Source organism: Pseudomonas sp. LBUM1676, from assembly GCF_059695605.1.
In genome coordinates this window covers 1767995-1793845 of record NZ_CP166777.1, presented here as the reverse complement: position 1 = coordinate 1793845, position 25851 = coordinate 1767995, and the positions used below count along the sequence as shown (strand labels likewise).

At 62.7% G+C, this 25851-nt stretch carries 23 protein-coding genes; 17 read left to right on the top strand and 6 right to left on the bottom strand.

Features of this window, described 5'->3' with window-relative positions; all coding sequences use genetic code 11:
* The first annotated feature begins 5 nt into the window (after positions 1–5).
* The 3 genes from ACA041_RS08390 (at position 6) to ACA041_RS08380 (ending at position 4515) form a co-directional block, all read left to right on the top strand.
* Positions 6–1613: a carboxyl transferase domain-containing protein gene (locus ACA041_RS08390; protein WP_497440687.1), complete on the top strand. Its 1608-nt coding sequence runs from the start codon at positions 6–8 to the stop codon at positions 1611–1613.
* 131 nt (positions 1614–1744) lie between these two features.
* Positions 1745–2560 (top strand): gamma-carboxygeranoyl-CoA hydratase, encoded by an 816-nt coding sequence (locus ACA041_RS08385; protein ID WP_497440686.1) that lies wholly within the window; start codon positions 1745–1747, stop codon positions 2558–2560.
* The gene (locus ACA041_RS08380) at positions 2560–4515 is read left to right on the top strand and encodes an acetyl/propionyl/methylcrotonyl-CoA carboxylase subunit alpha (protein WP_497440685.1); all 1956 of its coding nucleotides are present in this window, start codon (positions 2560–2562) and stop codon (positions 4513–4515) included. The genes ACA041_RS08385 and ACA041_RS08380 overlap by 1 nt, the downstream gene beginning before the upstream one ends.
* A gap of 39 nt (positions 4516–4554) precedes the next feature.
* Here ACA041_RS08380 and ACA041_RS08375 read toward each other — a convergent pair whose 3' ends face one another.
* Entirely contained in the window at positions 4555–5196 is a 642-nt protein-coding gene (locus tag ACA041_RS08375; RefSeq protein WP_497440684.1) for a LexA family protein, read from the bottom strand.
* A 129-nt stretch (positions 5197–5325) separates the two neighbouring features.
* Here ACA041_RS08375 and ACA041_RS08370 point away from each other — a divergent pair, with 129 nt between their 5' ends.
* Both ACA041_RS08370 and ACA041_RS08365 read left to right on the top strand, forming a co-directional pair.
* The gene (locus ACA041_RS08370) at positions 5326–5679 is read left to right on the top strand and encodes a DUF6124 family protein (RefSeq protein WP_497440683.1); all 354 of its coding nucleotides are present in this window, start codon (positions 5326–5328) and stop codon (positions 5677–5679) included.
* Positions 5680–6163: 484 nt separating this feature from the next.
* Entirely contained in the window at positions 6164–7315 is a 1152-nt protein-coding gene (locus tag ACA041_RS08365; protein WP_497440682.1) for a M14 family metallopeptidase, read from the top strand.
* A gap of 75 nt (positions 7316–7390) precedes the next feature.
* Here ACA041_RS08365 and ACA041_RS08360 read toward each other — a convergent pair whose 3' ends face one another.
* Positions 7391–7885 carry a winged helix-turn-helix transcriptional regulator gene (locus ACA041_RS08360; protein ID WP_497440681.1) on the bottom strand — a complete coding sequence of 165 codons (495 nt, stop codon included), beginning with the start codon at positions 7883–7885 and terminating at the stop codon, positions 7391–7393.
* Between the two features lie 95 nt (positions 7886–7980).
* On the opposite strand from ACA041_RS08360, the gene ACA041_RS08355 reads away from it, so the two are divergent.
* Entirely contained in the window at positions 7981–9207 is a 1227-nt protein-coding gene (locus ACA041_RS08355) for an MFS transporter (protein ID WP_497440680.1), read from the top strand.
* A gap of 98 nt (positions 9208–9305) precedes the next feature.
* On the opposite strand, the gene ACA041_RS08350 is transcribed toward ACA041_RS08355, so the two are convergent.
* Entirely contained in the window at positions 9306–9851 is a 546-nt protein-coding gene (locus tag ACA041_RS08350) for a cytochrome b (protein WP_497440679.1), read from the bottom strand.
* Positions 9848–10933, bottom strand: a complete 1086-nt coding sequence (locus ACA041_RS08345) for a catalase family peroxidase (protein ID WP_497440678.1) — start codon at positions 10931–10933, stop codon at positions 9848–9850. The genes ACA041_RS08350 and ACA041_RS08345 overlap by 4 nt, the downstream gene beginning before the upstream one ends.
* A gap of 156 nt (positions 10934–11089) precedes the next feature.
* On the opposite strand from ACA041_RS08345, the gene ACA041_RS08340 reads away from it, so the two are divergent.
* Together ACA041_RS08340 and ACA041_RS08335 are read left to right on the top strand one after the other, a co-directional pair.
* Positions 11090–11596 (top strand): sigma-70 family RNA polymerase sigma factor, encoded by a 507-nt coding sequence (locus tag ACA041_RS08340; protein ID WP_497440677.1) that lies wholly within the window; start codon positions 11090–11092, stop codon positions 11594–11596.
* Positions 11593–12345, top strand: coding sequence for an anti-sigma factor family protein (locus ACA041_RS08335; RefSeq protein ID WP_497440676.1), 753 nt, complete (start codon positions 11593–11595; stop codon positions 12343–12345). The genes ACA041_RS08340 and ACA041_RS08335 overlap by 4 nt, the downstream gene beginning before the upstream one ends.
* Before the next feature lie 233 nt (positions 12346–12578).
* On the opposite strand, the gene ACA041_RS08330 is transcribed toward ACA041_RS08335, so the two are convergent.
* Positions 12579–13415 (bottom strand): IclR family transcriptional regulator, encoded by an 837-nt coding sequence (locus ACA041_RS08330; RefSeq protein ID WP_497440675.1) that lies wholly within the window; start codon positions 13413–13415, stop codon positions 12579–12581.
* Between the two features lie 244 nt (positions 13416–13659).
* Here ACA041_RS08330 and ACA041_RS08325 point away from each other — a divergent pair, with 244 nt between their 5' ends.
* The 9 genes from ACA041_RS08325 to ACA041_RS08285 all read left to right on the top strand — a co-directional run bounded on the left by ACA041_RS08325 (position 13660) and on the right by ACA041_RS08285 (position 24759).
* On the top strand, positions 13660–14685 hold the full coding sequence (locus ACA041_RS08325; protein WP_497440674.1) for an ABC transporter ATP-binding protein: 1026 nt from the start codon (positions 13660–13662) through the stop codon (positions 14683–14685).
* Positions 14682–15551 (top strand): ABC transporter permease, encoded by an 870-nt coding sequence (locus tag ACA041_RS08320; RefSeq protein ID WP_497440673.1) that lies wholly within the window; start codon positions 14682–14684, stop codon positions 15549–15551. Before ACA041_RS08325 ends, ACA041_RS08320 begins: the two co-directional genes overlap by 4 nt.
* A 6-nt stretch (positions 15552–15557) precedes the next feature.
* A complete protein-coding gene (locus ACA041_RS08315) occupies positions 15558–16352 on the top strand; it encodes an ABC transporter permease (RefSeq protein ID WP_497440672.1) in 795 nt (264 codons plus the stop codon).
* A 7-nt stretch (positions 16353–16359) separates the two neighbouring features.
* The gene (locus tag ACA041_RS08310; protein WP_497440671.1) at positions 16360–16650 is read left to right on the top strand and encodes a (2Fe-2S)-binding protein; all 291 of its coding nucleotides are present in this window, start codon (positions 16360–16362) and stop codon (positions 16648–16650) included.
* A 1681-nt stretch (positions 16651–18331) separates the two neighbouring features.
* On the top strand, positions 18332–19687 hold the full coding sequence (locus ACA041_RS08305; RefSeq protein WP_497440670.1) for an FAD/NAD(P)-dependent oxidoreductase: 1356 nt from the start codon (positions 18332–18334) through the stop codon (positions 19685–19687).
* A complete protein-coding gene (locus tag ACA041_RS08300; RefSeq protein WP_497440669.1) occupies positions 19684–20799 on the top strand; it encodes an NAD(P)/FAD-dependent oxidoreductase in 1116 nt (371 codons plus the stop codon). Before ACA041_RS08305 ends, ACA041_RS08300 begins: the two co-directional genes overlap by 4 nt.
* 18 nt (positions 20800–20817) lie before the next feature.
* Positions 20818–21864, top strand: a complete 1047-nt coding sequence (locus tag ACA041_RS08295; RefSeq protein ID WP_497440668.1) for an ABC transporter substrate-binding protein — start codon at positions 20818–20820, stop codon at positions 21862–21864.
* Between the two features lie 160 nt (positions 21865–22024).
* Complete coding sequence (zapE, locus tag ACA041_RS08290; protein WP_497440667.1) at positions 22025–23146, top strand: cell division protein ZapE; 1122 nt, start codon at positions 22025–22027, stop codon at positions 23144–23146.
* 293 nt (positions 23147–23439) lie between these two features.
* Positions 23440–24759, top strand: a complete 1320-nt coding sequence (locus tag ACA041_RS08285; RefSeq protein ID WP_497442028.1) for a leucine-rich repeat-containing protein kinase family protein — start codon at positions 23440–23442, stop codon at positions 24757–24759.
* 218 nt (positions 24760–24977) lie between these two features.
* On the opposite strand, the gene ACA041_RS08280 is transcribed toward ACA041_RS08285, so the two are convergent.
* Positions 24978–25682, bottom strand: a complete 705-nt coding sequence (locus tag ACA041_RS08280) for a YebC/PmpR family DNA-binding transcriptional regulator (protein WP_150746767.1) — start codon at positions 25680–25682, stop codon at positions 24978–24980.
* Between the last annotated feature and the right edge of the window lie 169 nt (positions 25683–25851).

The following is a 25851-nucleotide window of genomic DNA, read 5'->3' as shown; positions in this document are numbered from 1 at the left end:
TGTCCATGGCTATCCTGCATACCCAGCTCAACCCTCGTTCGGCGGAGTTCGCTGCCAACAGCGCGGCGATGCTCAAACAGGTCGACGCCCTGCACACCCTGCTCGCCCAAGTGCAGCAAGGTGGCGGCCCGAAAGCTCAAGAACGCCACACCTCCCGCGGCAAATTGCTGCCCCGGGAGCGCATCAATCGTTTGCTCGATCCGGGCTCGCCGTTTCTCGAGATCAGCCAGTTGGCGGCCTACGAGGTGTATGGCGAAGACGTGCCGGCCGCGGGCGTGATTGCCGGGATCGGCCGGGTGGAAGGCGTCGAATGCATGATCGTCGCCAACGATGCCACGGTGAAAGGTGGCTCGTATTACCCGCTGACCGTGAAGAAACACCTGCGCGCCCAGACCATCGCCCAGCAGAACCGCCTGCCGTGCATCTACCTGGTGGACTCGGGCGGCGCCAACCTGCCGCGTCAGGATGAAGTGTTCCCGGACCGCGAGCACTTCGGCCGGATCTTCTTCAACCAGGCGAACATGAGCGCCATGGGCATTCCGCAGATTGCGGTGGTGATGGGTTCGTGCACCGCGGGTGGCGCCTATGTGCCGGCCATGGCTGACGAAGCGATCATGGTACGCGAGCAGGCGACGATTTTCCTCGCCGGCCCGCCGCTGGTGAAGGCCGCGACCGGTGAAGTGGTCAGTGCCGAAGACCTGGGCGGGGCCGATGTGCACTGCAAGATTTCCGGGGTGGCCGACCATTACGCCGAGAGCGATGAACACGCCCTGGCCATTGCCCGACGCAGCATCGCCAACCTCAACTGGCGCAAGCTCGGCGAAGTGCAGCAACGCACGCCGATCGCCCCGCTCTACGCCAGCGACGAGTTGTATGGCGTGGTGTCGGCGGATGCCAAGCAGCCGTTCGATGTGCGCGAAGTGATTACGCGCCTGGTGGACGGTTCGGTGTTCGACGAATTCAAGGCGCTGTTCGGGACAACGCTGGTGTGCGGTTTTGCCTACCTGCACGGTTACCCGATCGCGATCCTCGCCAACAACGGCATCCTCTTCGCCGAAGCCGCGCAGAAAGGCGCGCACTTTATCGAGCTGGCGTGTCAGCGCGGTATTCCGTTGCTGTTCCTGCAGAACATCACCGGGTTCATGGTCGGCCAGAAGTACGAAGCCGGCGGCATCGCCAAGCACGGCGCGAAACTGGTGACGGCCGTGGCCTGCGCCAAGGTGCCGAAGTTCACGGTGATCATCGGTGGCAGTTTCGGTGCCGGTAACTACGGCATGTGCGGCCGGGCTTACGACCCACGCTTCCTGTGGATGTGGCCGAATGCGCGGATCGGTGTGATGGGTGCCGAGCAGGCCGCGGGTGTTTTGGTGCAGGTGAAGCGCGAGCAGGCCGAGCGCAGTGGCCAGGGTTTCAGCGCGGAGCAGGAAGCGGAAATCAAGCAGCCGATTCTCGACCAGTATGAGGAACAGGGGCATCCCTACTACTCCAGCGCACGGCTGTGGGACGACGGCGTCATCGACCCGGCGCAGACCCGCGATGTGCTGGGCCTGGCCCTGTCGGCGTCGCTGAACGCGCCAATCGAACCGAGCCGCTTCGGCGTGTTCCGGATGTGATCTGATCTTGTAGGAGCAAGCTTGCTCGCGATGGACGTTAACGATAACGCGTGCTTTCTGAATAAACGCGTTGCCCTTGAGACCTTCGCGAGCAAGCTCGCTCCTACAGAGTGCCGTGGAGACGGACGAATATGAGCGACTTCAATACCCTGGAACTGCTGACCGACCCGCGTGGTTTCGCCACCCTGTGGCTCAGCCGTGAAGAAAAGAACAACGCCTTCAACGCCGAAATGATCCGCGAACTGATCCTCGCCCTGGACAAGGTGTCGAGCGACGCCAGCCTGCGCTTTCTGCTGGTGCGCGGTCGCGGCAAGCATTTCAGTGCCGGCGCCGACCTGGCCTGGATGCAGCAATCGGCCGAGCTCGATTACCACACCAACCTCGACGACGCCCGGGAACTGGCGGAGTTGATGTACAACCTGGCCAAGCTGAAAATCCCGACCCTGGCGGTGGTGCAAGGCGCGGCCTTTGGTGGCGCGCTGGGCTTGATCAGTTGCTGTGACATGGCGATCGGCACCGATGAGGCGCAGTTCTGCCTGTCGGAAGTGCGCATCGGCCTGGCCCCGGCGGTGATCAGTCCGTTCGTGGTGCAAGCCATCGGTGAACGTGCGGCACGCCGTTATGCGCTGACCGCCGAGCGTTTCGGCGGGCAACGGGCGCGGGAAATCGGCTTGTTGTCGGAAAGTTATCCTGGCAACCAGCTGGATGAAAAAGTCGAGCAGTGGATCGATAACCTGCTGCTCAACAGCCCGGCGGCCATGCGCGTCAGCAAGGACTTGCTGCGTGAAGTCGGCAACGGCGCGCTGACCCCGGCGCTGCGGCGCTACACCGAAAACGCCATCGCCCGCATCCGCGTCAGCCCCGAAGGCCAGGAAGGTCTGCGGGCCTTTCTGCAAAAGCGCGCGCCGCAGTGGCAAGCCGCAACCACCCCCAAGGAGTCGCGTTGATGAGCGCACCTGTTCTCACCACCCTGCTGGTGGCCAACCGCGGCGAAATCGCCTGCCGGGTCATGCGTACTGCCAAGGCCCTGGGCCTGACTACCGTGGCCGTGCACAGCGCCACTGACCGCGATGCGCGCCATAGTCGCGAAGCGGATATCCGCGTCGACCTCGGCGGCAGCAAAGCCGCCGACAGCTACCTGCAGATCGACAAACTGATCGCCGCAGCCAAGGCCAGTGGCGCCCAGGCGATCCACCCGGGTTATGGCTTTCTGTCCGAGAACGCCGGGTTCGCCCGCGCCATCGAAGAAGCCGGCCTGCTGTTCCTCGGCCCGCCCGCCTCGGCGATCGACGCCATGGGCAGCAAATCCGCGGCCAAAGCCTTGATGGAAACCGCTGGCGTGCCGCTGGTGCCGGGTTATCACGGCGAAGCCCAGGACCTCGAGACCTTCCGCGACGCCTGCGAACGCATCGGCTACCCGGTGTTGCTCAAGGCCACGGCGGGCGGCGGCGGCAAAGGCATGAAAGTGGTCGAGGAGGTCAGCCAGCTGGCCGAAGCCCTGGCCTCGGCCCAGCGTGAAGCGCAGTCGTCGTTCGGCGATTCGCGGATGCTGGTGGAGAAATACCTGCTCAAGCCGCGCCACGTGGAAATCCAGGTGTTCGCCGACCAGCACGGCCACTGCCTGTACCTCAATGAGCGGGACTGCTCGATCCAGCGTCGACATCAGAAAGTCGTCGAGGAAGCACCCGCGCCAGGCCTGAGCCCGGAACTGCGTCGCGCCATGGGCGAAGCCGCTGTGCGTTCGGCACAGGCCATCGGTTATGTCGGTGCCGGTACCGTGGAGTTTCTGCTGGACGCGCGCGGCGAGTTCTTCTTCATGGAGATGAACACGCGCCTGCAAGTCGAACACCCGGTCACCGAAGCCATCACCGGCCTCGACCTGGTGGCCTGGCAGATTCGCGTGGCGCGCGGTGAAGCGCTGCCGATGACCCAGGAGCAGGTGCCGCTGATCGGTCATGCGATTGAAGTGCGCCTGTACGCCGAAGACCCGAGCCATGATTTCCTGCCGGCCACCGGGCGCCTGGAGTTGTATCGCGAATCCGCGCCCGGTGAGGGACGCCGGGTCGACAGTGGCGTGGAAGAAGGCGACGAGATTTCGCCGTTCTACGATCCGATGCTCGGCAAGCTGATTGCCTGGGGCGAGGATCGCGAGCAGGCGCGCTTGCGCTTGTTGAGCATGCTCGATGAGTTCGCGATCGGCGGGCTCAAGACCAACATCAACTTCCTGCGCCGGATCATCGGCCACCCGGCGTTTGCCGCGGCGGAGCTGGATACCGGGTTCATTCCGCGCTATCAGGAGCAACTGCTGCCGGCACCTGCGGAGCTCAGCGATGAGTTCTGGCAGGCCGCTGCCCAGGCGGTTGCCCAGAGCCAGCCGCACACGTTGCGCGCCGATGACCCGAGTTCGCCGTGGGCAATCGGCAATGGCTTCCGTGCCGGACTGCCGAAAGAGATCACCCTGCACCTGAGCTGCGAAGGCCAGGACCGCGCCCTGACCCTGGGCCACGCCGATGCCCACACGGCGCAGCTCAAGGGCGAGCAGCTGCTGACCGAGCACGACGGTTTGCGCCGCCAGCACCGGGCGATCCGTCGCGGTGACAGCCTGTACCTGCAATGGGAAGGTGAATTGCGCCGCGTCGAGTCCTACGACCCGATCAGTGCCGTCGAAGCCAGCCACAGCCATCACGGCGGGCTTACCGCGCCCATGAATGGCAGCATCGTGCGCGTGCTGGTGGAGGCCGGGCAAGCGGTCGAAGCCGGGGCGCAGCTGGTGGTGCTGGAAGCGATGAAGATGGAACACAGCATCCGTGCGCCCCATGCCGGGGTGATCAAGGCGCTGTATTGCCAGGAAGGCGAGATGGTCAGCGAAGGCAGTGCGCTGGTCGAGCTGGAAGAGGCGTGAGATGAGGATCGGTCCTGCGCCTGGCGCGGACCGATCGGTTCAGAACCTGATCGTCGCCTGCACGACGACGCCGATGATTCGGCACTCGTCGGTGTAAAGGGCTTTGGGATAGGTCGGGTTGAGCGCGACCAGGTAACGTTGCCCGCCCTCCTCGATCAGCTTGCGAAACGTGGCTTCGGCGCTGCCCGGCCACTGGGCGATCACCAGTTTGCCGGGCAGCGCTTCCACGGCCGGGTCCACCAGGATCAGCATGCCCTCGGCAATGCTGAGGCCGCTGGGGGCGGTCATCGCATCGCCCGACACCTGCAGCCAGAACGCCGGGCCCCGGGCATGGTAGTCGGACAGTTCGAAACGCGCCTCGCCGTACGCCGGCGGCTCGCCGTCGCGCACCTCTGTGGTTTCCCGCCAGTCACTGACCGGGTAACGGAAGTACGGGTTGTACTTTTTCGCCAGGTCCTGGCCGTCGGCGGCGTCCGGCTCCCTGATCACCAGCGCCACCTCGAGAAAGTCCAGGCCCAGGGCCTGCAACACCCGGTTCATTTCTTCGATACCGGGCTCGCGACGCTTGTTCAACCAATGGCCGATGCCACCCTGGGACATCCCGACGCGCTCGGCGAGTATCTCTTGAGTGATTTTGAGTTCACTCATCTTGGCCTTGACCAATTCAATCCATTTATCCATGTGCGGCACGATACGTGGGTGCCTCCAGCCATCAAAACACAACTTGTAGTATTTAAATTCTCGTCACAAATACACTTTGTACTAGGATTGTTTCACGGATATGAATCAATCACGGAGCTTGCCATCATCATGACCATTACCCTGCCCCTCACCGGCCACGACCTGCCGGACATGCCCATCGACACCACCTTCACCTCGCCCGAAGGCTCTGCGGCCGCGCAGCGTGCGCTGGACTATTACTTGAAACCGCCTGCTGCAGAGGAACCGGTCGAAACACACTTTTTTGACGTGAACCGCAAGATCAGCAGCGAAGAGGCGCTGATCCATGCCTTGGAATTGCTGAGTTGTGCCGCCGCCACCGCCTACGAATCAGGCAACAATCTGCAAGGCGCCAACCGGCATCTGGCGTTTTCGACGGTGCACATGATCGACATGGCCAAGGCCCTGGTGGACAGGTCCCTGGAGTGCGTTCAGAACGGCTGAAAAAAGGAAGCTTTGGGGGAGGACGGGAAAGAATTTTCCAATCGAGCAGACAAAAACATTTGACTTGCAAACGAGAATGATTATTATTGCATGCAGCTGGTCGCGAGATCAGTCGATTGTCCAAGGGACCTTAGGTCGGTCTCCTGGACTCTCTCCTCATCAGGCTAATCACGGTTTTTGACCCGGCTTTTTGCCGGGTCTTTTTTTTGCCAGTTATTCTGGCTTTACCTTCAGGCTAATGAAGTCTTTAGGTGTCGCAAATTCGAATGGCGCGGATGATATCAAAAGAATATCCGTTGGCAAGAGAAGCCCGCCATCATTGGCCCAAACTTAGCAAAAATAGCACTTGAGAATCAATTGCACAGTCTCTAAGCTGCGTCAGCGTCAAGGAAGACGCCCCCCTTCAAGCCCGCAATTTCCCCCGGTTTTTCCCTTCCCAGCGTGTACAGTACCAGCCATAAAAAATCATATTCAGGAATCGATTATGACCGTGGCCAAATCCTCTCTCGACATCAGCGCCAACTTCGACAGCGGCAATATTGAAGTGCTGGATATCAGCAATCCGCTTCACGCGTTGCTGGCCATCCGACCGGACACCCGCAGTCCGCATTTCCAGTGGTTTCACTTCAAGGCCAGCGGTCTGCACGTCGGTCAGGAGCACTGGTTCCGCCTGAACAACGCCAGCAGATCCTCCTACAACAAGGCCTGGGACGGTTATCAGGCGGTGGCGTCCTACGACCACGTCAACTGGTTCCGGGTGCCGACCATTTTCGAAGGCGACTGCCTGCGGTTCAGCCTCGAAACCACCGCCACCCACGCCTGGTTTGCCTACTTCGAACCCTACAGCCGCGGCCGCCATGACTGGCTGATCGAGCAGGCGCAGACCAAGGCCGGCACCGAACTGCTGGCCACCTGCAAAAGCGTCGAAGGTCGGGACATCCAGCTGCTGCGCAAAGGCACCGGCGCCGAAGGCCGGCGCAAGGTCTGGATCATTGCCCAGCAACACCCTGGCGAACACATGGCCGAGTGGTTCATGGAAGGCGTGATCGAACGCCTGGAAAAACATGACGACCCGGTGCTGCAGAAATTGCTCGCCAGCGCCGACTTGTACCTGGTGCCGAACATGAACCCGGACGGCGCTTTCCACGGTCACTTGCGCACCAACGCCATGGGCCAGGACCTGAACCGCGCCTGGCAGAGCGCCAGCCAGGAGCTCAGCCCGGAAGTGTTGTTCGTGCAGCAGCAGATGGAGCAGTACGGTGTGGACCTGTTCCTCGACATCCATGGCGATGAAGAGATCCCCTACGTGTTCACCGCCGGTTGCGAAGGCAACCCGGGTTACACGCCGCGGATCGAGAAACTTGAAGAGCAATTCCGCAGCCATCTGAAGCATCAGACCAAGGATTTTCAGACCAAGCATGGCTATACCCGGGATCTGCCGGGGAAGGCCAATATGACGTTGGCGTGCAACGCCGTTGGGGAGAAATTCGATTGCTTGTCGCTGACGTTGGAGATGCCGTTCAAGGACAACAATGATTCGCCGAATGCGGTGACGGGGTGGTCAGGGAAGCGGTCGAAGCAGTTGGGGAAGGATGTGTTGACGACTGTGGCTGAGATGGTTGGCAGCTTGCGCTGATTGTCCCTGTAGGAGCGAGCTTGGTCCGGGCGGCGTTCCGACGAAAAACCAGAGAACGCCGCGGGGTGTCAGGCTTCACGCGTTATCGTTGACGACCATCGCGGGCAAGCCCGCTCCTACAGGGGATGCGGCTGCAATCCGTACGCAATCCTCGGGCCCCAACAGGCGGCCGTCCTCGGCGCGCAATTCGAGCGTGCGCAGCGGTTGACCGTGCTCCCGGTCAACCAGCCGCGAGTGCGCCTCCCCCTCCTCGAAGAAAAACGCCTCGCCCCATTGGCGCAAACCGATGATTAGCGGGAACAGGCCCTTGCCCTTCTCCGTCAGCACGTATTCCTGATACGCGCTGCCATCCGACGCGGGTACCAGATCGAAAATCCCGTTCGCCACCAGCGCGCGCAAACGCGCCGACAGGATGTTCTTGGCCATGCCCAGACTGCGCTGGAATTCACCGAACCGGCGCATGCCATCGAAGGCATCCCGCACGATCAGCAACGACCAGCCATCGCCAATGGCGTCCACGGATCGGGCAACCGGGCATTCGGCGGCTTCCAGGCTTGTACGTTTGGCCATGATCGCGTTCTCGACAACAAATGTAGTTGCAATATAAAACCGGTTCCCCTAACGTACAACTGGTTTCACTTTGAAACCACATAGGGGAGCCCATCATGAAAACCGACCACCCATTGAGCAGCGCGGTGGTGCTGCTGTTTGCCGTCGCCTGTGGCCTGGCTGTCGGCAACGTCTATTACGCACAACCGCTGCTCGATGCCATGGCCGAAGCGTTCGCCATGGAGCCTGCGAGCATCGGCATCATCGTCACCCTCACCCAGGTCGGCTATGGCATTGGCCTGGTGCTGCTGGTGCCGCTTGGGGATCTGCTCAATCGTCGGCGCTTGATCGTCACGCAAACGGTGTTGTCGGCGCTGGCGCTGTTGATGATCGCGTTGGCGCCGAACAGCGTCTGGCTGCTGCTGGGGATGACATTGACCGGCCTGCTGGCCGTGGTGACGCAAGTGTTGGTGGCCTACGCCGCGACCCTGGCCGTCCCGGCGCAACGAGGACGGGTGGTGGGTGTGGTCACCAGCGGCATCGTGGTGGGTATTCTACTGGCGCGGACGGTGGCCGGCGGCATGGCTGATCTGGCGGGTTGGCGTTCGATATATCTGTTGTCGGCGGGTTTGACTCTGGTGATGGCGCTGCTGCTGTTTCGCGTGCTGCCCAGGCATGAAGACGCGCAACCGGCCAGTTCTTACGGCGCTTTGATTGGGTCGGTGTTTACCCTGTTCAGAGAAGAGCCGGTGCTGCGGCAACGGGCGATTCTCGCGCTGCTGACCTTCGCCAGCGCCATGGTGCTGTGGACGCCGATGGTGTTGCCGCTGAGCGCCCCGCCGCTGTCGTTGTCCCACACTCAAATCGGCTTGTTCGGCCTGGCCGGTGCTGCCGGTGCGCTGGCCGCCGCCCGCGCCGGGCATCTGGCCGATCGGGGCCTGGGGCAATGGACCAGCGGGTTGTCGCTGTTACTGATGCTGGTCTCGTGGCTGCCGATTGCCCTCACTCAATCCTCGTTATGGGCGTTGCTGCTGGGGGTGATTACCCTGGATCTGGGTCTGCAGGCGGTGCATGTCACCAGTCAGAGCATGATCTACGGCGTGCGCCCCGAAGCCCAAAGCCGACTCACCGCCGGCTACATGCTGTTTTATTCGATCGGCAGCGCGTTAGGGTCGATCGGTTCCACGGCGATGTATGCCTGGGGCGGGTGGCTTGGCGTGTGTCTGTTGGGTGCGGGGATCAATGCGCTGGCGTTGATCTATTGGTGGCGAACACTGGCCACCCAAACACCGGACATCTGTGGCGAGGGAGCTTGCTCCCGCTCGGCTGCGCAGCAGTCGTAAATCCATTCAATGCGGTTCATCTGACGAACCGCATTTGGGGCTGCTTCGCAGCCCAGCGGGAGCAAGCTCCCTCGCCACACTGTTGTTCCACCCTAAGGTCAGCCGCGATCCTTGCCGCGCAACATGCTATCCAGCACCTCATCGCGGCGTACCCACCCGTGGAACAACGCCGCGGCCAGGTGCAGCAGCACAGTCAGGAACAACAGGTACGCCAGGTAGCCGTGAGCCTTGCGCAAGAACGCGAACAGCTGTGCATTGGCCGGCACAATCGACGGCAGTTGCAACGAGCTGCTGAGCATCACCGGGTCCCCTGCCGCCGAGATCATCGCCCAACCCAGCAGCGGCAAGATCAGCATCAAGGCGTACAGCAACAGGTGCGAGGCCTTGGCCGCCAGTACTTGCCAGCCCGGCAGGTCCGCCGGCAGCGGTGGCTGGCGCGTGGAAAAGCGCACGACGATCCGCACGATCACCAGCAACAGAATCGCGACGCCCAAGGGTTTGTGCAAACTGATCAGCCACTCATGCCGTTCGGACACCGAGGCGGCCATGCCCGCGCCGATGAACAGCATGGCAATGACCATCAGCGCCATCAGCCAGTGCAGCAGTCGCGCCAGCGGCGCGAAATGGTTCGGTTGAGCGCTCATTGTTGCGCCTCCTGTTTAGCGGCGGGCAACTGACTGACTTCGCTGGTGCGACGCAGGTAGGATTTGGCGTAACCGGCTGAACGCGCGGCGAGCAGCGGGTCGTCGGAACCTTCGATACCGGCGGGCAAGATCAGTGGGTCGTAGTTGATGTCGCGGCATTCGCCATTGAGTTGCGCCTGGGTGCTTTCGAGCACTAGGGTGCCGGCGTTCAGCGCTTTGCGATCGGCAGGCCAGGCCTTGCTGGCGTCATTGACCGGATCGTCGGGATTGGCGAGCGTGATGTTCAACCGCCAACGCAGCGGCCCTGCGGCGATGCGCTGCACCAGGTCCTTCTCGAGGAAGTCGCCGCCCTCCGGCGCCGTGGCGCCTGCCGCATCCTGCGCCAGCGGGACCATGCTCCAGCGCACCGCCTGGCGTTGTCCGGCGGCGTTCACCAGGTAGAACGCGTTGACGCTGTTGTAGGTTTCGGTCACGTAGCTGGCGGACGGTTTGGCGGTCTTGACCCAGGCCAGGAACGGCGCGGCTTCCGGATGCGATCCGAAGAACGCGGGCACCGCTGCCGGATTCGGTTTGCCGGTGGCCGGGTCCGGCGACTGCGCCTGTTGCAGCTGATAGAACGCCTCGGGGGTGCCCACCGGAAACACCGGCATGCTGTTCATCCCGGTGCGCCACTGCTGGCCGTTGGCCTGGGTGAAGCGCAGTGCCAGGCTGCGGATTGGCACGCTGTTGTCCGGCGCATAAGGGTTACCGGCCGGCAAAGCGAACCGCCCGACCACCGGGGTTCGCGGGTCGTTGAACACCTGGGCGCTGGAGTAGGCACGGGCCTCACCGCTGCTCTCGAAGTGGCCGATCACGCACACGCCTTTGGAATGATTGCGCCGAAAACCCGGGTGCACGCCGTTGTTGGTTTCCAGCACGTTGATCAGCTTTTTCGGGGTCAGGCGCTGTGGGTCGAGGGTGCCGTTGACGTAGGCAAAAGCCCCGGCCACCGCGGCGACCACCAGGGCAATGCCCGCCAGGCGCAACGTCAGGCTCGCGGCACTCAAGGGTGGCCGGGTTGGCGGTAATGAGCGATCTACCATGAAAGACTCCTGGGCCATCGGCCACAAGTGAGAAGAATCAAGCAGACGCACCCCGTGAAGGTTTATTCCAGCGCGCGGTGTTTATTTTTTCGGGGGTGGAATAACCTCGGGTGCCGGGCGTCTTCCTAGTCCAGCGTAGTGACTAGTCCGAACTTCATGAACGATATCGACGAACAACTTCGAGAAATCATTCCCAGATTGCGCCGGTTTGCGGTGTCCTTGACGCGCAATCCCAGCAGCGCCGATGACCTGGTGCAGGCGTGCCTCGAGCGCGCGTTGTCGAGTTGGTGCGATAAACGTCCCGAAGGCGACTTGCGCGCCTGGCTGTTTTCGATTCTGTATCGGCAGTTTCTCGACGCGCACCGGCGCTCCCGGCGTTATGCGCGGATGCTCGAATTCTTTACCGGACGTGACGATGCGCAACCCTCGGCAGAGCGCACGGTGATCGCGCAATCGACCCTGCAGGCCTTCGACCGGCTCAACACGGAACAGCGCGCGCTGTTGCTTTGGGTCTCGGTCGAGGGCTTGAGCTACAAGGACGTTGCCGGGATCCTCGACGTCCCGGTCGGTACCGTGATGTCGCGCCTGTCCCGTGCCCGCCAGGCCTTGCGCCAACTCAGCGATGGCGAAATCGCCCGCCCTTCCCTGCGGAGACTCAAATGATCAGCATGCCCCCAAGCGAGCGGGACCTGCACGCCTATGTCGACCATCAATTGAGCGATGACGACCGACGTCTGCTGGACACTTATCTGGCCAGCAACCCTGAAGTGGCGGCACAAGTGCGTGCCTGGCAGCAGGACGCCCAACAATTGCGCGCAGCCCTGAGCGGCGCCTTGCAGCAACCGGCCAACCCGGACCTCGACCCGGCGCTGATCCGCCAACGTCACAGCCGCCAATCGCGCCGCCACCTGGCCAGCGCCGCAGTGCTGCTGATGGCCATCGGCGTGGGTGGATTCAGCGGTTGGCAGGCGCGGGAGATGACGCTGGTCAGCGCCCCGCTACCGATGACCGATGCCCTGCAGGCCTATCGTCTGATTGCCCAGCAAGGCATTCTGCCGGCCGACTACAAGGCCAGCGACGACGGTGACATGCAGGGCTGGCTCGACCGTTATTTCACCCAGGCCAACCGCTTGCCTGACTTGTCCGGGGCAGGCTTCAAACCGGTCAGCGGGCGCTTGCTCAGCACCGAGCAAGGGCCGGCGGCGATGGTGGTGTATGAGGATCATGGCGGGCACAAGGTGAGCTTTTACGTACGGCCACCGGGGCCGAGAAACTTCATGCTGCCGCGGGGTAGTCGCAGCGATGGCGGGTTGCAGGCGGAGTATTGGTCGGGGGGTGGGTATAACTATGCGATGGTCAGCCCAAGCGATACACCGGGGGCGCAGATGCTCAAGCAGACCGTGCAGTTCTGAACACACCCTCTACCCTGCGATAAAACGGCGGCCCGCCCCATCAATTGTGGGAGCGAGCCTGCTCGCGAATGCGGTCTGTCTGCCAACCCATTGGTTGAATGTGCCGGCCCCTTCGCGAGCAAGCTCGCTCCCACAGGGGATCGGCGTCGAGCACAAAAATTGCGGCCTGCACCCATCAACTGTGGGAGCAAACCCGCTCCCACATTTCGATCGTGATGTATCGGGGACAGTGTTCAGCCCTGTCCGAACACCTGCGAAGGCCGGCGCAGCAGCGGGTCGAAGGGATTGATCCGCGGCCCGATCAGTGCCGCTTCGCGCTTGAGCATTTCCACCACTGTCGGCAGACGGTCCGGCCCCAGGCGATCGCTGACGGTGGCCACACTCAACGCCGCCACGGCCCGGCCTTCGCGATCGAGGATCGGCACCGCGACGCCGGCCATGCCCTGCAATACGCCAGTGTTGCGCCCGGCGTAACCGAGCTTGCGCACGTTCTCGACCTCGGAACGCAGGAAGACCTCGTCGTACAGGTGGAAATCCTTGAGCCGCGGCAGGTTGTAATGAATCACCGTGTCGCGTTCTTCTTCCGGCAGGAACGCCAGAATCGCCAGGCTGCCCTGACCCACCCCCAGCGCCACTCGCCCACCGATGTCGCCGGTAAAAGTGCGGATCGGAAACGGCCCTTCACTGCGGTCCAGGCAGATCGCATCGAAGCCGCTGCGTGCCAGCAAAAACAACGAATCGCCCAACGACGCCGACAACCGCAGCAACGCCGGCCGCACCAGTTCGCGCAGGTTGCCGGTGTTCCCGGCGCGGGCGGCCAGGGCGAAAAATTCCAGGCTCAGGCGATAGCGTTTGCTGCGCGCATCCTGCTCGACCATGCCCTCCTCCATCAGGTTGCGCAACAAGCGGTGCGTGGTCGGTTGCGACAAACCGATGCGCTGGGCCAGTTGCGTGACCCGCTCCCCGCCCTCGACCGTGTCACCCAGGCTACGCAGTACGGCAAACAGACGTGACACTGCGCCGACACCGACTTCATTCTTACTTTCATTCCGCTCAATGGAATCTGACATGTGATTTCCCGAAGATTTATCTGCTCAGCGAATGAAACTGAAAATAGTCATCGCTTCAGTGAAATAGGCCATTGAGCCCATCCTAGTCTTCGTCCTACTCTGCGTCCATACAGGGGCGATTCGAACAACAGCGGCAGCCGACCCAAGTCGAGCGCCAACGCACCCAGCAACACCTTTTCGTATCTGCCCTTACAAAAAAGCGCGCCTGCGGGTGACGCATAACAATCTCAGGTGGAGCGCAGTCATGGCTTTTGTGCAACTTGATGGACTCGGCAAACGTTACGGTGAGATCGACGCCGTCGTCGCCACCAACCTCGCGGTGGAGAAAGGCGAGTTCGTTTCCCTGCTCGGCCCCTCCGGCTGCGGCAAGACCACCACCCTGCAAATGATCGCCGGCTTCGTCGAAGTCACCAGCGGGCGCATTGTCCTGGACGGTCGCGACATCACCCATGCCAAGCCCGCCAGCCGCGGCCTGGGGGTGGTGTTCCAGAGTTACGCGCTGTTCCCGCACATGACCATCAAAGACAACGTCGCCTTCGGCCTGCGCATGCGCAAAGTTGCCAACGCCGAGTTGCAGCAACGGGTGGACCGGGTGCTGAAACTGGTGCGGCTGGATCAGCACGCCGAACGCTACCCACGGGAATTGTCCGGTGGCCAGCGCCAGCGTGTGGCCCTGGCCCGGGCCTTGGTGATCGAGCCGCCGGTGTTGCTGCTTGATGAGCCGCTGTCCAACCTCGACGCCAACCTGCGCGAAGAGATGCAATTTGAAATCCGCCGCATCCAGCGCGAAGTCGGGATCACCACCTTGATGGTGACTCACGACCAGTCCGAAGCGCTGTCCATCAGCGACCGGGTGGTGGTGATGCAGGCCGGGCGCATCACCCAGATCGACGCGCCCTACACCCTGTACGAACACCCGCGCACCGAGTTCATTTCCGGGTTCGTCGGCAAGGCCAACCTGTTGCCGGGTGAACGGGACAGTGCCGGCGTGGTGCAGGTGTGCAAACGCGGCGATGGCGACCTGACCTTGAGCCTGCGTCCGGAAAAAATCGATCTGCGCGATGCCGGCCTTGGGCGCTTGCAAGGACAGATCGTCAGCCGCTTCTTTCTCGGCAGCCAATGGCTGTATGGCGTGTCGACCCACCTGGGCGAACTCTGCGTGGTGCGCCGCAACGACGGCTCGGCGCCGATGAATGAAGGCACCGCGGTCGGTCTCGACTGGGACGCGGCGTTGTTGCGGGTGCTGAGTGTCGACGAGGTGCCGGCATGAGCCTGGTGATCGCGGCGCGTCAGGGGCGCCAAGGCTATTGGTTGTCGGCACCGGCCCTGGCGCTGTACTTCGGCTTGCTGGTGATTCCGCTGCTGCTGACGCTGGTGCTGTCGTTCAATGTGTTCGACTACAGCTCGGGGATCGACGGTGACACCTACACCCTCGACCACTACAGCAGCCTGCTGGGCGATCCGTACTTCTACGAGATCTTCCTGCGCACGTTCTGGATCAGCGCCCTGACCACCCTGCTGTGCGTGGTGATCGGCGTGCCCGAGGCCTACATCCTCAGCCGCATGGGCGCGCCTTGGCGTTCGATCTTCCTGATCCTGATCCTCACCCCGCTGCTGATTTCAGTGGTGGTGCGCGCCTTTGGCTGGAGCCTGCTGCTCGGTGCCGACGGCCTGGTCAACCAGACGCTGCAAGCCTTCGGCGGCTCGCCGATGAAGTTGCTCTACACGCCGTTCGCCGTGGTGATCGCCCTGGTGCACGTGATGCTGCCGTTCATGATCATTCCGGTCTGGACCTCGCTGCAGAAACTCGATCCGGCCGCGGAACAGGCCGCGCTGTCCCTCGGCGCCAGCCAGCTCACGGTGATCCGCAAAGTGGTGCTGCCGCAGATCATGCCCGGTGTGCTCTCCGGCACCTTGATCGTGTTCGGTCTGGCGGCCAGCTCGTTCGCCATTCCCGGATTGCTCGGCGGACGCCGACTGAAGATGGTCGCCACGCTGATCTACGACCAGTACCTGTCGGAACTCAACTGGCCCATGGGCGCCGCCATCGCCGTGGCCCTGCTGTTGCTCAACCTGCTGATCATGCTGTCGTGGAACCGGATGATCGAAGGCCGCTACAAGAAGTCATTGGGATAACTCGTCATGTCCAAGAACGGTCCTTTCGCCCTGCTGTTTCATGCCCTGGTGGTGCTGTTCATGCTGGCGCCGCTGGTGGTGGTGTGCCTGGTCGCCTTTACCCCGGAAAACACCTTGAGTCTGCCGACCACCGAGTTTTCCCTGCGCTGGTTCCGTGCGGTGTTCGAGCGTGCCGACTTTGTCGACGCGTTCTACAACAGCCTGATCCTGGCCTTCAGCGCCGCCACTCTGGCGACGCTGATTGCGGTGCCGGCGGCGCTGGCGATCACCCGCTTCGAGTTTCCGGGACGGGATTTTTTCAACGGTCTGTTCCTGTCGCCGATCATCATTCCGCACTTGGTTTTGGGGGTTGCGTTGCTGCGGTTGTTTGCGCTGATGGGGGTCAATGGCAGCTTCGCCTGGCTGATCTTTGCCCATGTGCTGGTGATCACGCCGTATGTGTTGAGGTTGGTGCTGGCGTCGGCGATTGGCCTGGATCGCAGCGCCGAACACGCCGCGCAATCCCTGGGGGCCGGGCGCTTCACGCTGTTTCGGCAGATTACTTTGCCGATGATTCTGCCGGGGGTCGCCGGGGGCTGGTTGCTGGCGTTTATCAACAGTTTCGATGAGGTCACGTTGTCGATCTTCGTCACCTCGCCGGCCACGCAGACGCTGCCGGTGCGGATGTATGTGTACGCCACCGAATCCATCGATCCGATGATGGCGGCGGTGTCGGCCCTGGTGATCGCGCTGACGGCGCTGACCATGATTCTGCTTGATCGGGTGTATGGCCTGGATCGGGTTCTGGTGGGTAAACAATGAGGGCGCCATGGCTCTGCTGAAACGACTGGCCGAAAGCGACCGCCCGGCCCTGGACTTTACCCTCGACGGCGCACCGGCCACCGGCCTGCTCGGCGACACCCTGCTGACAGCGGTGCTGACCTGCAGCGAACACTTGCGCGGCAGCGATTTCAGCGCCGAACCCCGGGCCGGTTTCTGCCTGATGGGCGCCTGTCAGGACTGCTGGGTGCGATTGGGCGATGGCCGGCGGGTGCGCGCGTGTTCGACGTTGCTGGAAGCCGGACAGCAGATCAATCGCGAACCAGGGCGTTGCTTATGAACACCTTTTCAACCTGCAGAAACCGGATCCCGGGTAGGAGCCGGCTTGCTGGCGATAGCTTTCTTTCTGCCAACGCATTTGTTGAATGTGCCGGCCCCTTCGCGAGCAGGCTCGCTCCCACAGGGGGGCTGTGGCGGACACAAAACTCGCGGCCGATATCGATCAACTGTGGGAGCGAGCCTGCTCGCGAAAGCGGTTTGTCTGCCAGCGCATTTGTTGAATGTGCCGGCCTCTTCGCGAGCAAGCCAGCTCCTACAGGGGGGCTGCGGCGGTCACAAAACTCGCGGCCGATATCTATCAACTGTGGGAGCGAGCCTGCTCGCGATAGCGGTTTGTCTGCCAGCGCATTTGTTGAATGTTCCGTCGTCATCGCGAGCAAGCTCGCTCCCACAGGGGGGTTGCGGCGGACACAAAACTCGCGGCCGATATCGATCAACTGTGGGAGCGAGCCTGCTCGCGATAGCGGACTGTCTGCCAACACACCTGTTGAATGTGCCGTCGTCATCGCGAGCAGGCTCGCTCCCACAGGGGGGCTGTGGCGGAAACAAAACTCGCGGCCAACACCGATCAACTGTGGGAGCGAGCCTGCTCGCGATAGCGGTTTGTCTGCCAGCGCATTTGTTGAATGTGCCGGCCCCTTCGCGAGCAGGCTCGCTCCCACAGGGGGGTTGCGGCGGACACAAAACTCGCGGCCGATATCGATCAACTGTGGGAGCGAACCTGCTCGCGATAGCGGTTTGTCTGCCAGCGCATTTGTTGAATGTGCCGGCCCCTTCGCGAGCAGGCTCGCTCCCACAGGGGGGCTGCGGCGGTCACAAAACTCGCGGCCGATATCGATCAACTGTGGGAGCGAGCCTGCTCGCGATAGCGGTTTGTCTGCCAGCGCATTTGTTGAATGTGCCGGCCTCTTCGCGAGCAAGCTCGCTCCCACAGGGGGGCTGTGGCGGACACAAAACTCGCGGCCGATATCTATCAACTGTGGGAGCGAGCCTGCTCGCGATAGCGGTTTGTCTGCCAGCGCATTTGTTGAATGTTCCGTCGTCATCGCGAGCAAGCTCGCTCCCACAGGGGGGCTGCGGCGGTCACAAAACTCGCGGCCGATATCTATCAACTGTGGGAGCGAGCCTGCTCGCGATAGCGGTTTGTCTGCCAGCGCATTTGTTGAATGTGCCGGCCCCTTCGCGAGCAGGCTCGCTCCCACAGGGGGGTTGCGGCGGACACAAAACTCGCGGCCGATATCGATCAACTGTGGGAGCGAGCCTGCTCGCGATAGCGGTTTGTCTGCCAGCGCATTTGTTGAATGTGCCGGCCCCTTCGCGAGCAGGCTCGCTCCCACAGGGGGGCTGTGGCGGACACAAAACTCGCGGCCAACACCGATCAACTGTGGGAGCGAGCCTGCTCGCGATAGCGGTTTGTCTGCCAGCGCATTTGTTGAATGTGCCGGCCTCTTCGCGAGCAAGCCAGCTCCTACAGGGGGGCTGCGGCGGTCACAAAATCCCGGGACAACCGCAGTCAACTGTGGGAGCGAGCTTGCTCGCGATAGCGGACTGTCTGCCAACACACCTGTTGAATGTTCCGTCGTCATCGCGAGCAAGCTCGCTCCCACAGGGGGGTTGCGTCGCGCACAGGCATTTGGGGCAATTCCCACAGGGGTTCGGCGTTGATCATCAGTGAGGTGGGTATGAAATCGGTGGTCATCGTCGGCGCCGGGCCGGCCGGGATTCGGGCGGCGCAGACGCTGGTGGCGCATGGGGTTCGACCGGTGTTGCTGGATGAAGCAGCGCGTGGTGGCGGGCAGATTTATCGGCGCCAGCCGGTGAACTTCACGCGTTCGCCGGTCAAGTTATATGGCTTCGAAGCGCGCAAGGCCAGTGCGTTGCATGGGACGATCGACGCACTGCGCGAGCAGCTCGATTACCGTCCCGAGACGCTGGTATGGAACGCCGAAGACGGTGCGCTGGACACCTTGCATGAAGGCCGTGCCGCACGGCTGGAGTTCTCCCGGGTGATCGTCGCCACCGGCGCCACCGACCGGATCCTGCCAGTGCCGGGCTGGACCTTGCCAGGCGTCTACAGCCTCGGCGCGGCGCAGATCGCGCTCAAATTCCAGGGTTGCGCCATCGGCGAACGGGTGGTGTTCGCCGGCAGCGGCCCGTTGCTGTACCTGGTGGCTTATCAATACGCCAAGGCCGGCGCGAACGTGGTCGCGGTGCTCGACAGTTCGCCCTTCAGCGCCCAGGCCCGCGCCCTGCCCGGCCTGCTGTCACAACCGACCACTCTGGCCAAAGGCATTTATTACCGCAGCTGGCTGACCGCCCACGGCATCCCGGTGCACCAGGGCGCAACGCTGCAACGGGTCAATGGCGAGCAACGGGTGCAATCGCTGCACTGGAGCAACACAAAAGGCCAACAACAGCTCGATTGCGACGCCGTGGCGTTCGCCCACGGCCTGCGCAGTGAAACTCAACTCGCCGACCTGCTCGGCTGCGAATTCACCTGGAACCCGCTCAACCGCGCCTGGCTGCCCCAGCGTGACAGCACCGGGCGCAGCAGTGTCGCCGAGGTGTACCTGGCCGGTGACGGCGCCGGCATCATGGGCGCCGACGCGGCGGAAATGGCTGGCGAACGGGCCGCCCTCGCACTGCTCGAAGACATGGGCTACCTGATCCCGCCGCAACGGCCCGCTGAACTGGAACACGCCCTCAAGCGCATCGGTGATTTTCGCCAGGGCCTGGAGCGGGCCTTCGCCTTTCCCGATCACTGGGCCGCAGAAGTTGCCAATGAGGTGATGGTCTGTCGCTGCGAAGAAGTACGCGCCGGTGACATCCGCGAGGTGGTGCGCGAGGGTCATTGGGAAATCAACCGGGTCAAGGCGCATTGCCGGGTCGGCATGGGCCGCTGCCAGGGCCGCATGTGTGGCGCCGCCGCCGCGGAAATCATCGCCTGCGAGAGCCGACGGGCGCTGTCCGACATCGGCCGCTTGCGCGCGCAGGCGCCGATCAAGCCGCTGCCGTTCGGCCTGGAGCTGGAATCATGATCGAGGTCGATGCAGTCATCATCGGTGGCGGTATCGTCGGTGCCTCCGCCGCGCTATTTCTAAGCCAGGCGGGTCGGCGCGTGGCCTTGCTCGAACGGGACTTTTGCGGCTCGCACTCCAGCGGCGTGAACTACGGTGGCGTGCGGCGTCAGGGTCGACCCTTGTCGCAACTGCCGCTGTCGCAGCGGGCCCACGAGATCTGGGGGCAGTTGCCGCAGCTGATCGGCATCGACGGTGAGTATCAACGCAGCGGTCACTTGAAACTGGCCCGCAGCCTCAACGACCTGCATGCCTTGCAAGACTATGCCGACACCAGCCAGGGCTTCGGCCTCGATCTGCAGGTGCTCGACCGTCGTCAATTGCGCGAGCGTTTTCCATGGGTCGGTGCAGTGGCCGTCGGCGCTTCGTTTTGCCCCGATGACGGCCATGCCAACCCGCGGCTGGTCTCCCCGGCGTTCGCCCGGGCTGCGCGGCAACAGGGTGCGCAAGTGCATGAACAATGCGCGGTGTCGACCGTGGAACACGACGGTCAGCGCTTTCGGATCAGCACTCGAACCGGTCTCGAACTGCGCGCGCCCTGGCTGCTGAACTGCGCCGGCGCGTGGGCCGGCAGCCTGGCGGAACAGTTCGGTGAAGCGGTACCGATGCATGCCGGGCACCCGGCGATGCTGGTCACCGAGCCGTTGCCGCTGGTGATGAATGCCAGCACCGGGGTCGAGGGCGGCGGCATCTATGCCCGTCAGGTCGCGCGCGGCAATTGCGTATTGGGCGGCGGCCAGGGGTTTGCCCTCGACCACGCCCGCGCCCGACCGGGGCAGAACGCGGTGATCGAGATCCTGCGCCAGGCCGTCGAGCTCTACCCGTTTCTTCAAGGCGCCCAGGCGATTCGCACCTGGAGCGGCACCGAAGGTTACCTGCCCGATCGCCAGCCGGTGATCGGCCACAGTGGCACTCAACCCGGCCTGTTGCACGCGTTCGGCTTTGCCGGAGCGGGCTTTCAGATCGGCCCCGCGGTGGGCCAGGCGCTCACCGAGATCATCTGTAGCGGCGCGTCAAAGACGCCGCTGGATGCGTTTTCCATCACCCGGTTTCACTCCATCTCCGTAGCTTGATAGAGGAAGGTCGCGCCAATGAATAACCTCAAACGCACTGCACTGCTCGGTATCTCCTGCATGAGCGCTCTGCTCACGGTCAACCAGGCACACGCCGAACCGACGCTGTACCTGGGCATGAACGGCGGGACCATGGAGCGGCTCTACGCCGACAAGGTGCTGCCGCCTTTCGAGAAAGCCAACAACGTCAAAGTGGTGATCGTGCCCGGCACTTCCGCCGATATTCTGGCCAAGGTCCAGGCCGGTAAAGGCAACCCGCAGATGCACGTGATGTTCCTCGATGACGGCATCATGTACCGCGCCATCGCCATGGGCCTGTGCGACAAACTCGAAGACAGCCCGACCCTGGCGCAGATCCCGGCCAAGGGCCGCATCAAGGAACAGGCCGTGGCGGTCAGCCTCGGCGTCACCGGGCTGGCCTACAACACGCGGTTGTTCAAGGAAAAAGGCTGGAACGCGCCGACCTCGTGGATGGACATGGCCGACCCGCGCTTCAAGGACAAACTGGTGTTCCAGTCGATGGCCTCTTCGACCTTCGGCCTGCATGGCTTTTTGATGTTCAACCGGATTCAGGGCGGCAGCGAGACCGACGTCGAACCGGGCTTCAAGGCCTGGCCGAACACCGTCGGGCGCAACGTGCTGGAATACATTCCGAGCTCGGCGAAGATTTCCGAAATGCTCCAGACCGACGAGGCGGCGCTGTTCCCGCTGACCCCGACCCAGGTCACCGCGCTGAAACTCAAGGGCATGCCGGTGGAATATGCGCAGCCCAAGGAAGGCGCGGTGGTGCTCAACGTCGCCGAATGCGCGATCGCCAACAACACCCAGCCGCAACTGGCGCAGAAACTGGCAGCCTTTCTGCTGACGCCCGAAGCGCAAGCCGCGGCGCTGGAAGACGGCGACCAGATTCCGTCCAACCCGAATACGCCGACCACCGATAAGACCCGGGGCCAGGTCGAGGCGATGAAGCAGTACCTGACGACCGCCATCGCGATCGATTGGGACCAGGTCAATGAACAGCGGCCGGCGTGGAATGCGCGGTGGAACCGTAGTATCGAGCGGTAGGCACCTGAGCAATTCGGCCACCGTTAACCCTGTGGCGAGCCCCTCGCCGCAGACCTCACAACAAGGGCTCGTCGACACAACTGGAATGAAAATTCACCCTTTGGTTACACTACGCCGCCGCTCGGGGAAGCCGGCCTGACTATCAAAGGGTGACATCACAGTGGCCGTTCGACCGCCCAACCGTTCGCGACTCCTGCCTCGCTGGCCGATACTGCGCCGTTTGTTCGGCAAGGCAACCGCTGCCTGCGGCGCCGCGACCGGGCGCGTCATCCATGACTACTTTCGCCACAAGGCCCATGCCCAGGGCTACACCCTCAGCCACAGCCAGCAGCGAGTGATCGACTGCATGGCGCAGCACGCCACGGCGCTGCTCGGTTCATCGGCGAAAACCCTGCCCGGCCTGTACCTGCATGGCGCCGTGGGGCGCGGCAAGAGTTGGCTGCTCGACGGTTTTTTCCAGGCACTGCCGATGGCGCAAAAACGGCGGCTGCATTTCCATCAGTTTTTCGCGCAACTTCATCAAGGCATGTTCAATCATCGTGATCAGCCCGATGCACTGGCGGCCACCCTCGATGAGCTGCTGGGCGATTGCCGGGTGCTGTGTTTCGACGAGTTTCACGTCCACGACATCGGCGATGCGATGCTCATTACGCGGTTGTTCAAGGCGCTGTTTCGCCGGGGCATCCTGCTGTTGGTCACCTCCAATTATCCACCCGAGGGCCTGCTGCCCAACCCGCTGTACCATGCGCGCTTCAAACCGGTGATCGACCTGATCAACGCGCGGATGCAGGTCATGGAGGTCGGCGGTCCCCACGACTACCGCACTCAGGCGAGAAGTCACGCCCAGCAGGTGTTCACCCAGGGTCAATACGTCTGGCCGGCGACGATTGCCCAGCGTCTGGCCTTGAACCTGCCAGACGCGGATGGGCCGAGCATTGCGCTGCCCGTCGGGACTCGGCAGCTGCAGGCCCGACACTGTGCAGGGCGAACCATCGGCTTCACCTTTGGCGATCTGTGCGACCACCCCACGGCGGTCATGGATTATCTGGAGCTGTGTCGGCGGTTCGATCATTGGGTCATCGATGAATTGCCCAATCTGGCTGATTGTTCGATTGCGGCTCAGCAGCGGTTTATCAATCTGGTGGATGTGTTGTATGACCAGGACAAGCATTTGATTCTGCTGGGGCAGCGGTCGTTGCGGGAAAGCCTGGGAGGTGATGCGATTGATCTGGCGCGCACGCGGAGTCGGTTGGGGCAGTTGGTTGAGGTTAAGGGGGGGTAGGCTGATCCATATTCTTTGGTGTGGCTGCTGGCCTCTTCGCGAGCAAGCTCGCTCCCACAGTTGATCGGGTTGCCCGGAGGGATGGGGTCTAATGTGGGGGGGCTGATCCATATTCTTGGTGTGGCTGCTGGCCTCTTCGCGAGCAGGCTCGCTCCCACATTGAATTCATGTCGTTCACAAGTCCCCTGTGGGAGCGAGCCTGCTCGCGAAGGCGGCCTGACAGGCGCTACACCTTTGCCGTTATCATGTCGCCCATTCCCGGGGCCCCGAGCCCTCCCCTCGATCAATAGCGAATCTGTTCATGGACCCTTGCCCAACTGCGCGCCGGACATTTGTCGGGCATCACCCGCCTCGATCTCGCCTTTGGCCTGACCGAGTTTCCCCGGGAAATCTTCGACCTGGCGGACTCCCTGGAGGTGCTCAACCTCAGCGGCAACGCCTTGACCCGGCTGCCGGACGACTTGCATCGGCTCAGCCGTTTGCGGGTGCTGTTCTGCTCGGACAACCTGTTCACCGAACTGCCCGCCTGCCTCGGCCGATGCGCCGCGTTGACCATGATCGGCTTCAAGGCCAATCGCATCGAGACAGTGCCAGGCGCCGCGCTGCCACCGTTATTGCGCTGGCTGATCCTGACCGACAACCACATCAGCGCGCTGCCGACCGAGTTGGGTGAACGCCCGCACCTGCAAAAACTGATGCTGGCCGGCAACCGCTTGCAGCGTTTGCCCGAGAGCCTGGGTCAGTGTCATCGACTCGAGCTGATCCGCGTCGCCGCCAACCGGCTGACCGAACTTCCCGAGTGGTTGCTGACCCTGCCAAGCCTGAGCTGGCTGGCCTACGCCGGTAACCCGCTGGAAACCGAAGCCGACGCGGCCGCCCTTGAAGCGACCCGAAGCATCCCCTGGTCCGAACTGCGCCCGGAGCAGCAACTGGGTGAAGGCGCTTCGGGGGTGATTCATCGTGCCTCCTGGGAACGGCCGGGCCAGCCGGCGACCCAGGTCGCGGTCAAACTGTACAAAGGCGAAATGACCAGCGATGGCTCGCCGCTGCATGAGATGAACGCCTGCATCACCGCAGGCCTCCACCCCAATCTGATCCGGATCGAAGGGCGCATCGTCGGGCATCCGCAAGCGCAGGCCGGGCTGGTGATGGAGCTGATCGATCCGCTGTACCGCAATTTGGCCGGGCTACCGAGCCTGGCGTCGTGCAGCCGGGACGTCTACGCCAACGACAGCCGATTCAGCGCTGACGTGACCTTGCGAATCGCCAGTGGCATCGCGCAAGCGGCCGAGCATTTGCACCGCCAGGGCATCACCCATGGCGACCTGTATGGGCACAATATTCTGTGGAACGAGCACGGTGATTGCCTGTTGGGGGACTTTGGTGCGGCGTCGGTTCATGCCACCGCGGACACCTTTGAAAGCCGCGCATTGCAGCGGATCGAAGTGCGGGCGTTTGGCATTCTGCTGGGGGAATTGCTGGAGCGGATTGACTCGGGGTTGAGCGATGAGGGGCGTGGGCGGTTGGAGGATTTGCGGCGGCGGTGCTGTCAGCCGGATGTGCTGGCGCGGCCGGGGTTCGGTGAGATTGTGCGGGAGCTGAATAAACGGTGACCGCTGCGCGGTCATTCGCGAGCAAGCCCGCTCCCACAGTCCGTTCAGTCAAGCGAACGCTGTCTACTGTAGGAGCGAGCTTGCTCGCGATGGTCGTTAACGATGACGCTTGTTTCCTGGCTAAACGCGGCGCTCTTGAGTTTTTCGCGAGCAAGCTCGCTCCTACAGGGATTTGTGTACACCTGTAGAAGCTGCCGCAGGGTGCGATTTTTTGATGTTTAACCCGCCAACCCGACAAACATATCCTGCACATCATCATGGTTATCCAGGCCTTCAAGGAACGCCTCGACTTCAGCCATCTGCTCGTCGCTCAGACCACTGACCGGGTTCTTCGGCTGATAGCCCAGCTTGGCCGACAACACCGTGAAACCTTGTTCCGGCAACGCTTTCTGTACCGCATCAAGGTCCGCAGGCTCGGTCAGGAACAGGGTCGCGCCGTCTTCACCCGGCTCGAAATCCTGGGCACCGGCTTCGATGGCGGCCATTTCCGGATCGGCGTCGGGGGTGTCCGGGGACGCCTCGATCATGCCGACGTGATTGAAATCCCAGGCCACCGAACCGGAAGCGCCCAGCTGGCCCTTGCGGAACGCGACGCGGATTTCAGCGACGGTGCGGTTGATGTTGTCGGTAACGCATTCAACGATCAGCGGTACCTGATGCGGGGCGAACCCTTCATAGGTCACGCGGTGGTATTGCACGGTTTCGCCGAGCTGGCCCGAGCCTTTCTTGATCGCACGTTCCAAGGTTTCCCGGGGCATCGAAGCCTTTTTCGCCTGCTCGACCACCAGACGCAGGTGCGCGTTGGTCGCTACATCGGCACCGTTGCGCGCAGCAATGGTGATTTCTTTCACCAATTTGCCGAAGATCTTGCCTTTGGCGTTGGATGCCGCTTCTTTGTGTTTAACCTTCCACTGTGCGCCCATTACTCACTCTCTTATCTGTGGCGCCGAGACATCTGTTGGCCGACGCTTTGCGCAAGTTTATACGGCCTAAAGTTGGCAATCGACCAAAAAAATCAGCACGCGGGTGACGAATCGACATTTTCACCGCGTGTTGTAGGGCGTTTCTGAATCGTCGATTTACGGTGACTAC

Coding starts and splice junctions, on each gene's coding strand:
- ACA041_RS08360 (WP_497440681.1), bottom strand. CDS start 7,885: ATGGCCAAACGTACAAGCCTGGAAGCCGCCGAATGCCCGGTTGCCCGA.
- ACA041_RS08305 (WP_497440670.1), top strand. CDS start 18,332: ATGAAATCGGTGGTCATCGTCGGCGCCGGGCCGGCCGGGATTCGGGCG.
- ACA041_RS08300 (WP_497440669.1), top strand. CDS start 19,684: ATGATCGAGGTCGATGCAGTCATCATCGGTGGCGGTATCGTCGGTGCC.
- ACA041_RS08335 (WP_497440676.1), top strand. CDS start 11,593: ATGATCAGCATGCCCCCAAGCGAGCGGGACCTGCACGCCTATGTCGAC.
- ACA041_RS08380 (WP_497440685.1), top strand. CDS start 2,560: ATGAGCGCACCTGTTCTCACCACCCTGCTGGTGGCCAACCGCGGCGAA.
- ACA041_RS08375 (WP_497440684.1), bottom strand. CDS start 5,196: ATGGATAAATGGATTGAATTGGTCAAGGCCAAGATGAGTGAACTCAAA.
- ACA041_RS08340 (WP_497440677.1), top strand. CDS start 11,090: ATGAACGATATCGACGAACAACTTCGAGAAATCATTCCCAGATTGCGC.
- ACA041_RS08310 (WP_497440671.1), top strand. CDS start 16,360: ATGGCTCTGCTGAAACGACTGGCCGAAAGCGACCGCCCGGCCCTGGAC.
- ACA041_RS08325 (WP_497440674.1), top strand. CDS start 13,660: ATGGCTTTTGTGCAACTTGATGGACTCGGCAAACGTTACGGTGAGATC.
- ACA041_RS08370 (WP_497440683.1), top strand. CDS start 5,326: ATGACCATTACCCTGCCCCTCACCGGCCACGACCTGCCGGACATGCCC.
- ACA041_RS08355 (WP_497440680.1), top strand. CDS start 7,981: ATGAAAACCGACCACCCATTGAGCAGCGCGGTGGTGCTGCTGTTTGCC.
- ACA041_RS08350 (WP_497440679.1), bottom strand. CDS start 9,851: ATGAGCGCTCAACCGAACCATTTCGCGCCGCTGGCGCGACTGCTGCAC.
- ACA041_RS08295 (WP_497440668.1), top strand. CDS start 20,818: ATGAATAACCTCAAACGCACTGCACTGCTCGGTATCTCCTGCATGAGC.
- ACA041_RS08315 (WP_497440672.1), top strand. CDS start 15,558: ATGTCCAAGAACGGTCCTTTCGCCCTGCTGTTTCATGCCCTGGTGGTG.
- ACA041_RS08330 (WP_497440675.1), bottom strand. CDS start 13,415: ATGTCAGATTCCATTGAGCGGAATGAAAGTAAGAATGAAGTCGGTGTC.
- ACA041_RS08320 (WP_497440673.1), top strand. CDS start 14,682: ATGAGCCTGGTGATCGCGGCGCGTCAGGGGCGCCAAGGCTATTGGTTG.
- ACA041_RS08390 (WP_497440687.1), top strand. CDS start 6: ATGGCTATCCTGCATACCCAGCTCAACCCTCGTTCGGCGGAGTTCGCT.
- ACA041_RS08385 (WP_497440686.1), top strand. CDS start 1,745: ATGAGCGACTTCAATACCCTGGAACTGCTGACCGACCCGCGTGGTTTC.
- ACA041_RS08280 (WP_150746767.1), bottom strand. CDS start 25,682: ATGGGCGCACAGTGGAAGGTTAAACACAAAGAAGCGGCATCCAACGCC.
- ACA041_RS08365 (WP_497440682.1), top strand. CDS start 6,164: ATGACCGTGGCCAAATCCTCTCTCGACATCAGCGCCAACTTCGACAGC.
- ACA041_RS08345 (WP_497440678.1), bottom strand. CDS start 10,933: ATGGTAGATCGCTCATTACCGCCAACCCGGCCACCCTTGAGTGCCGCG.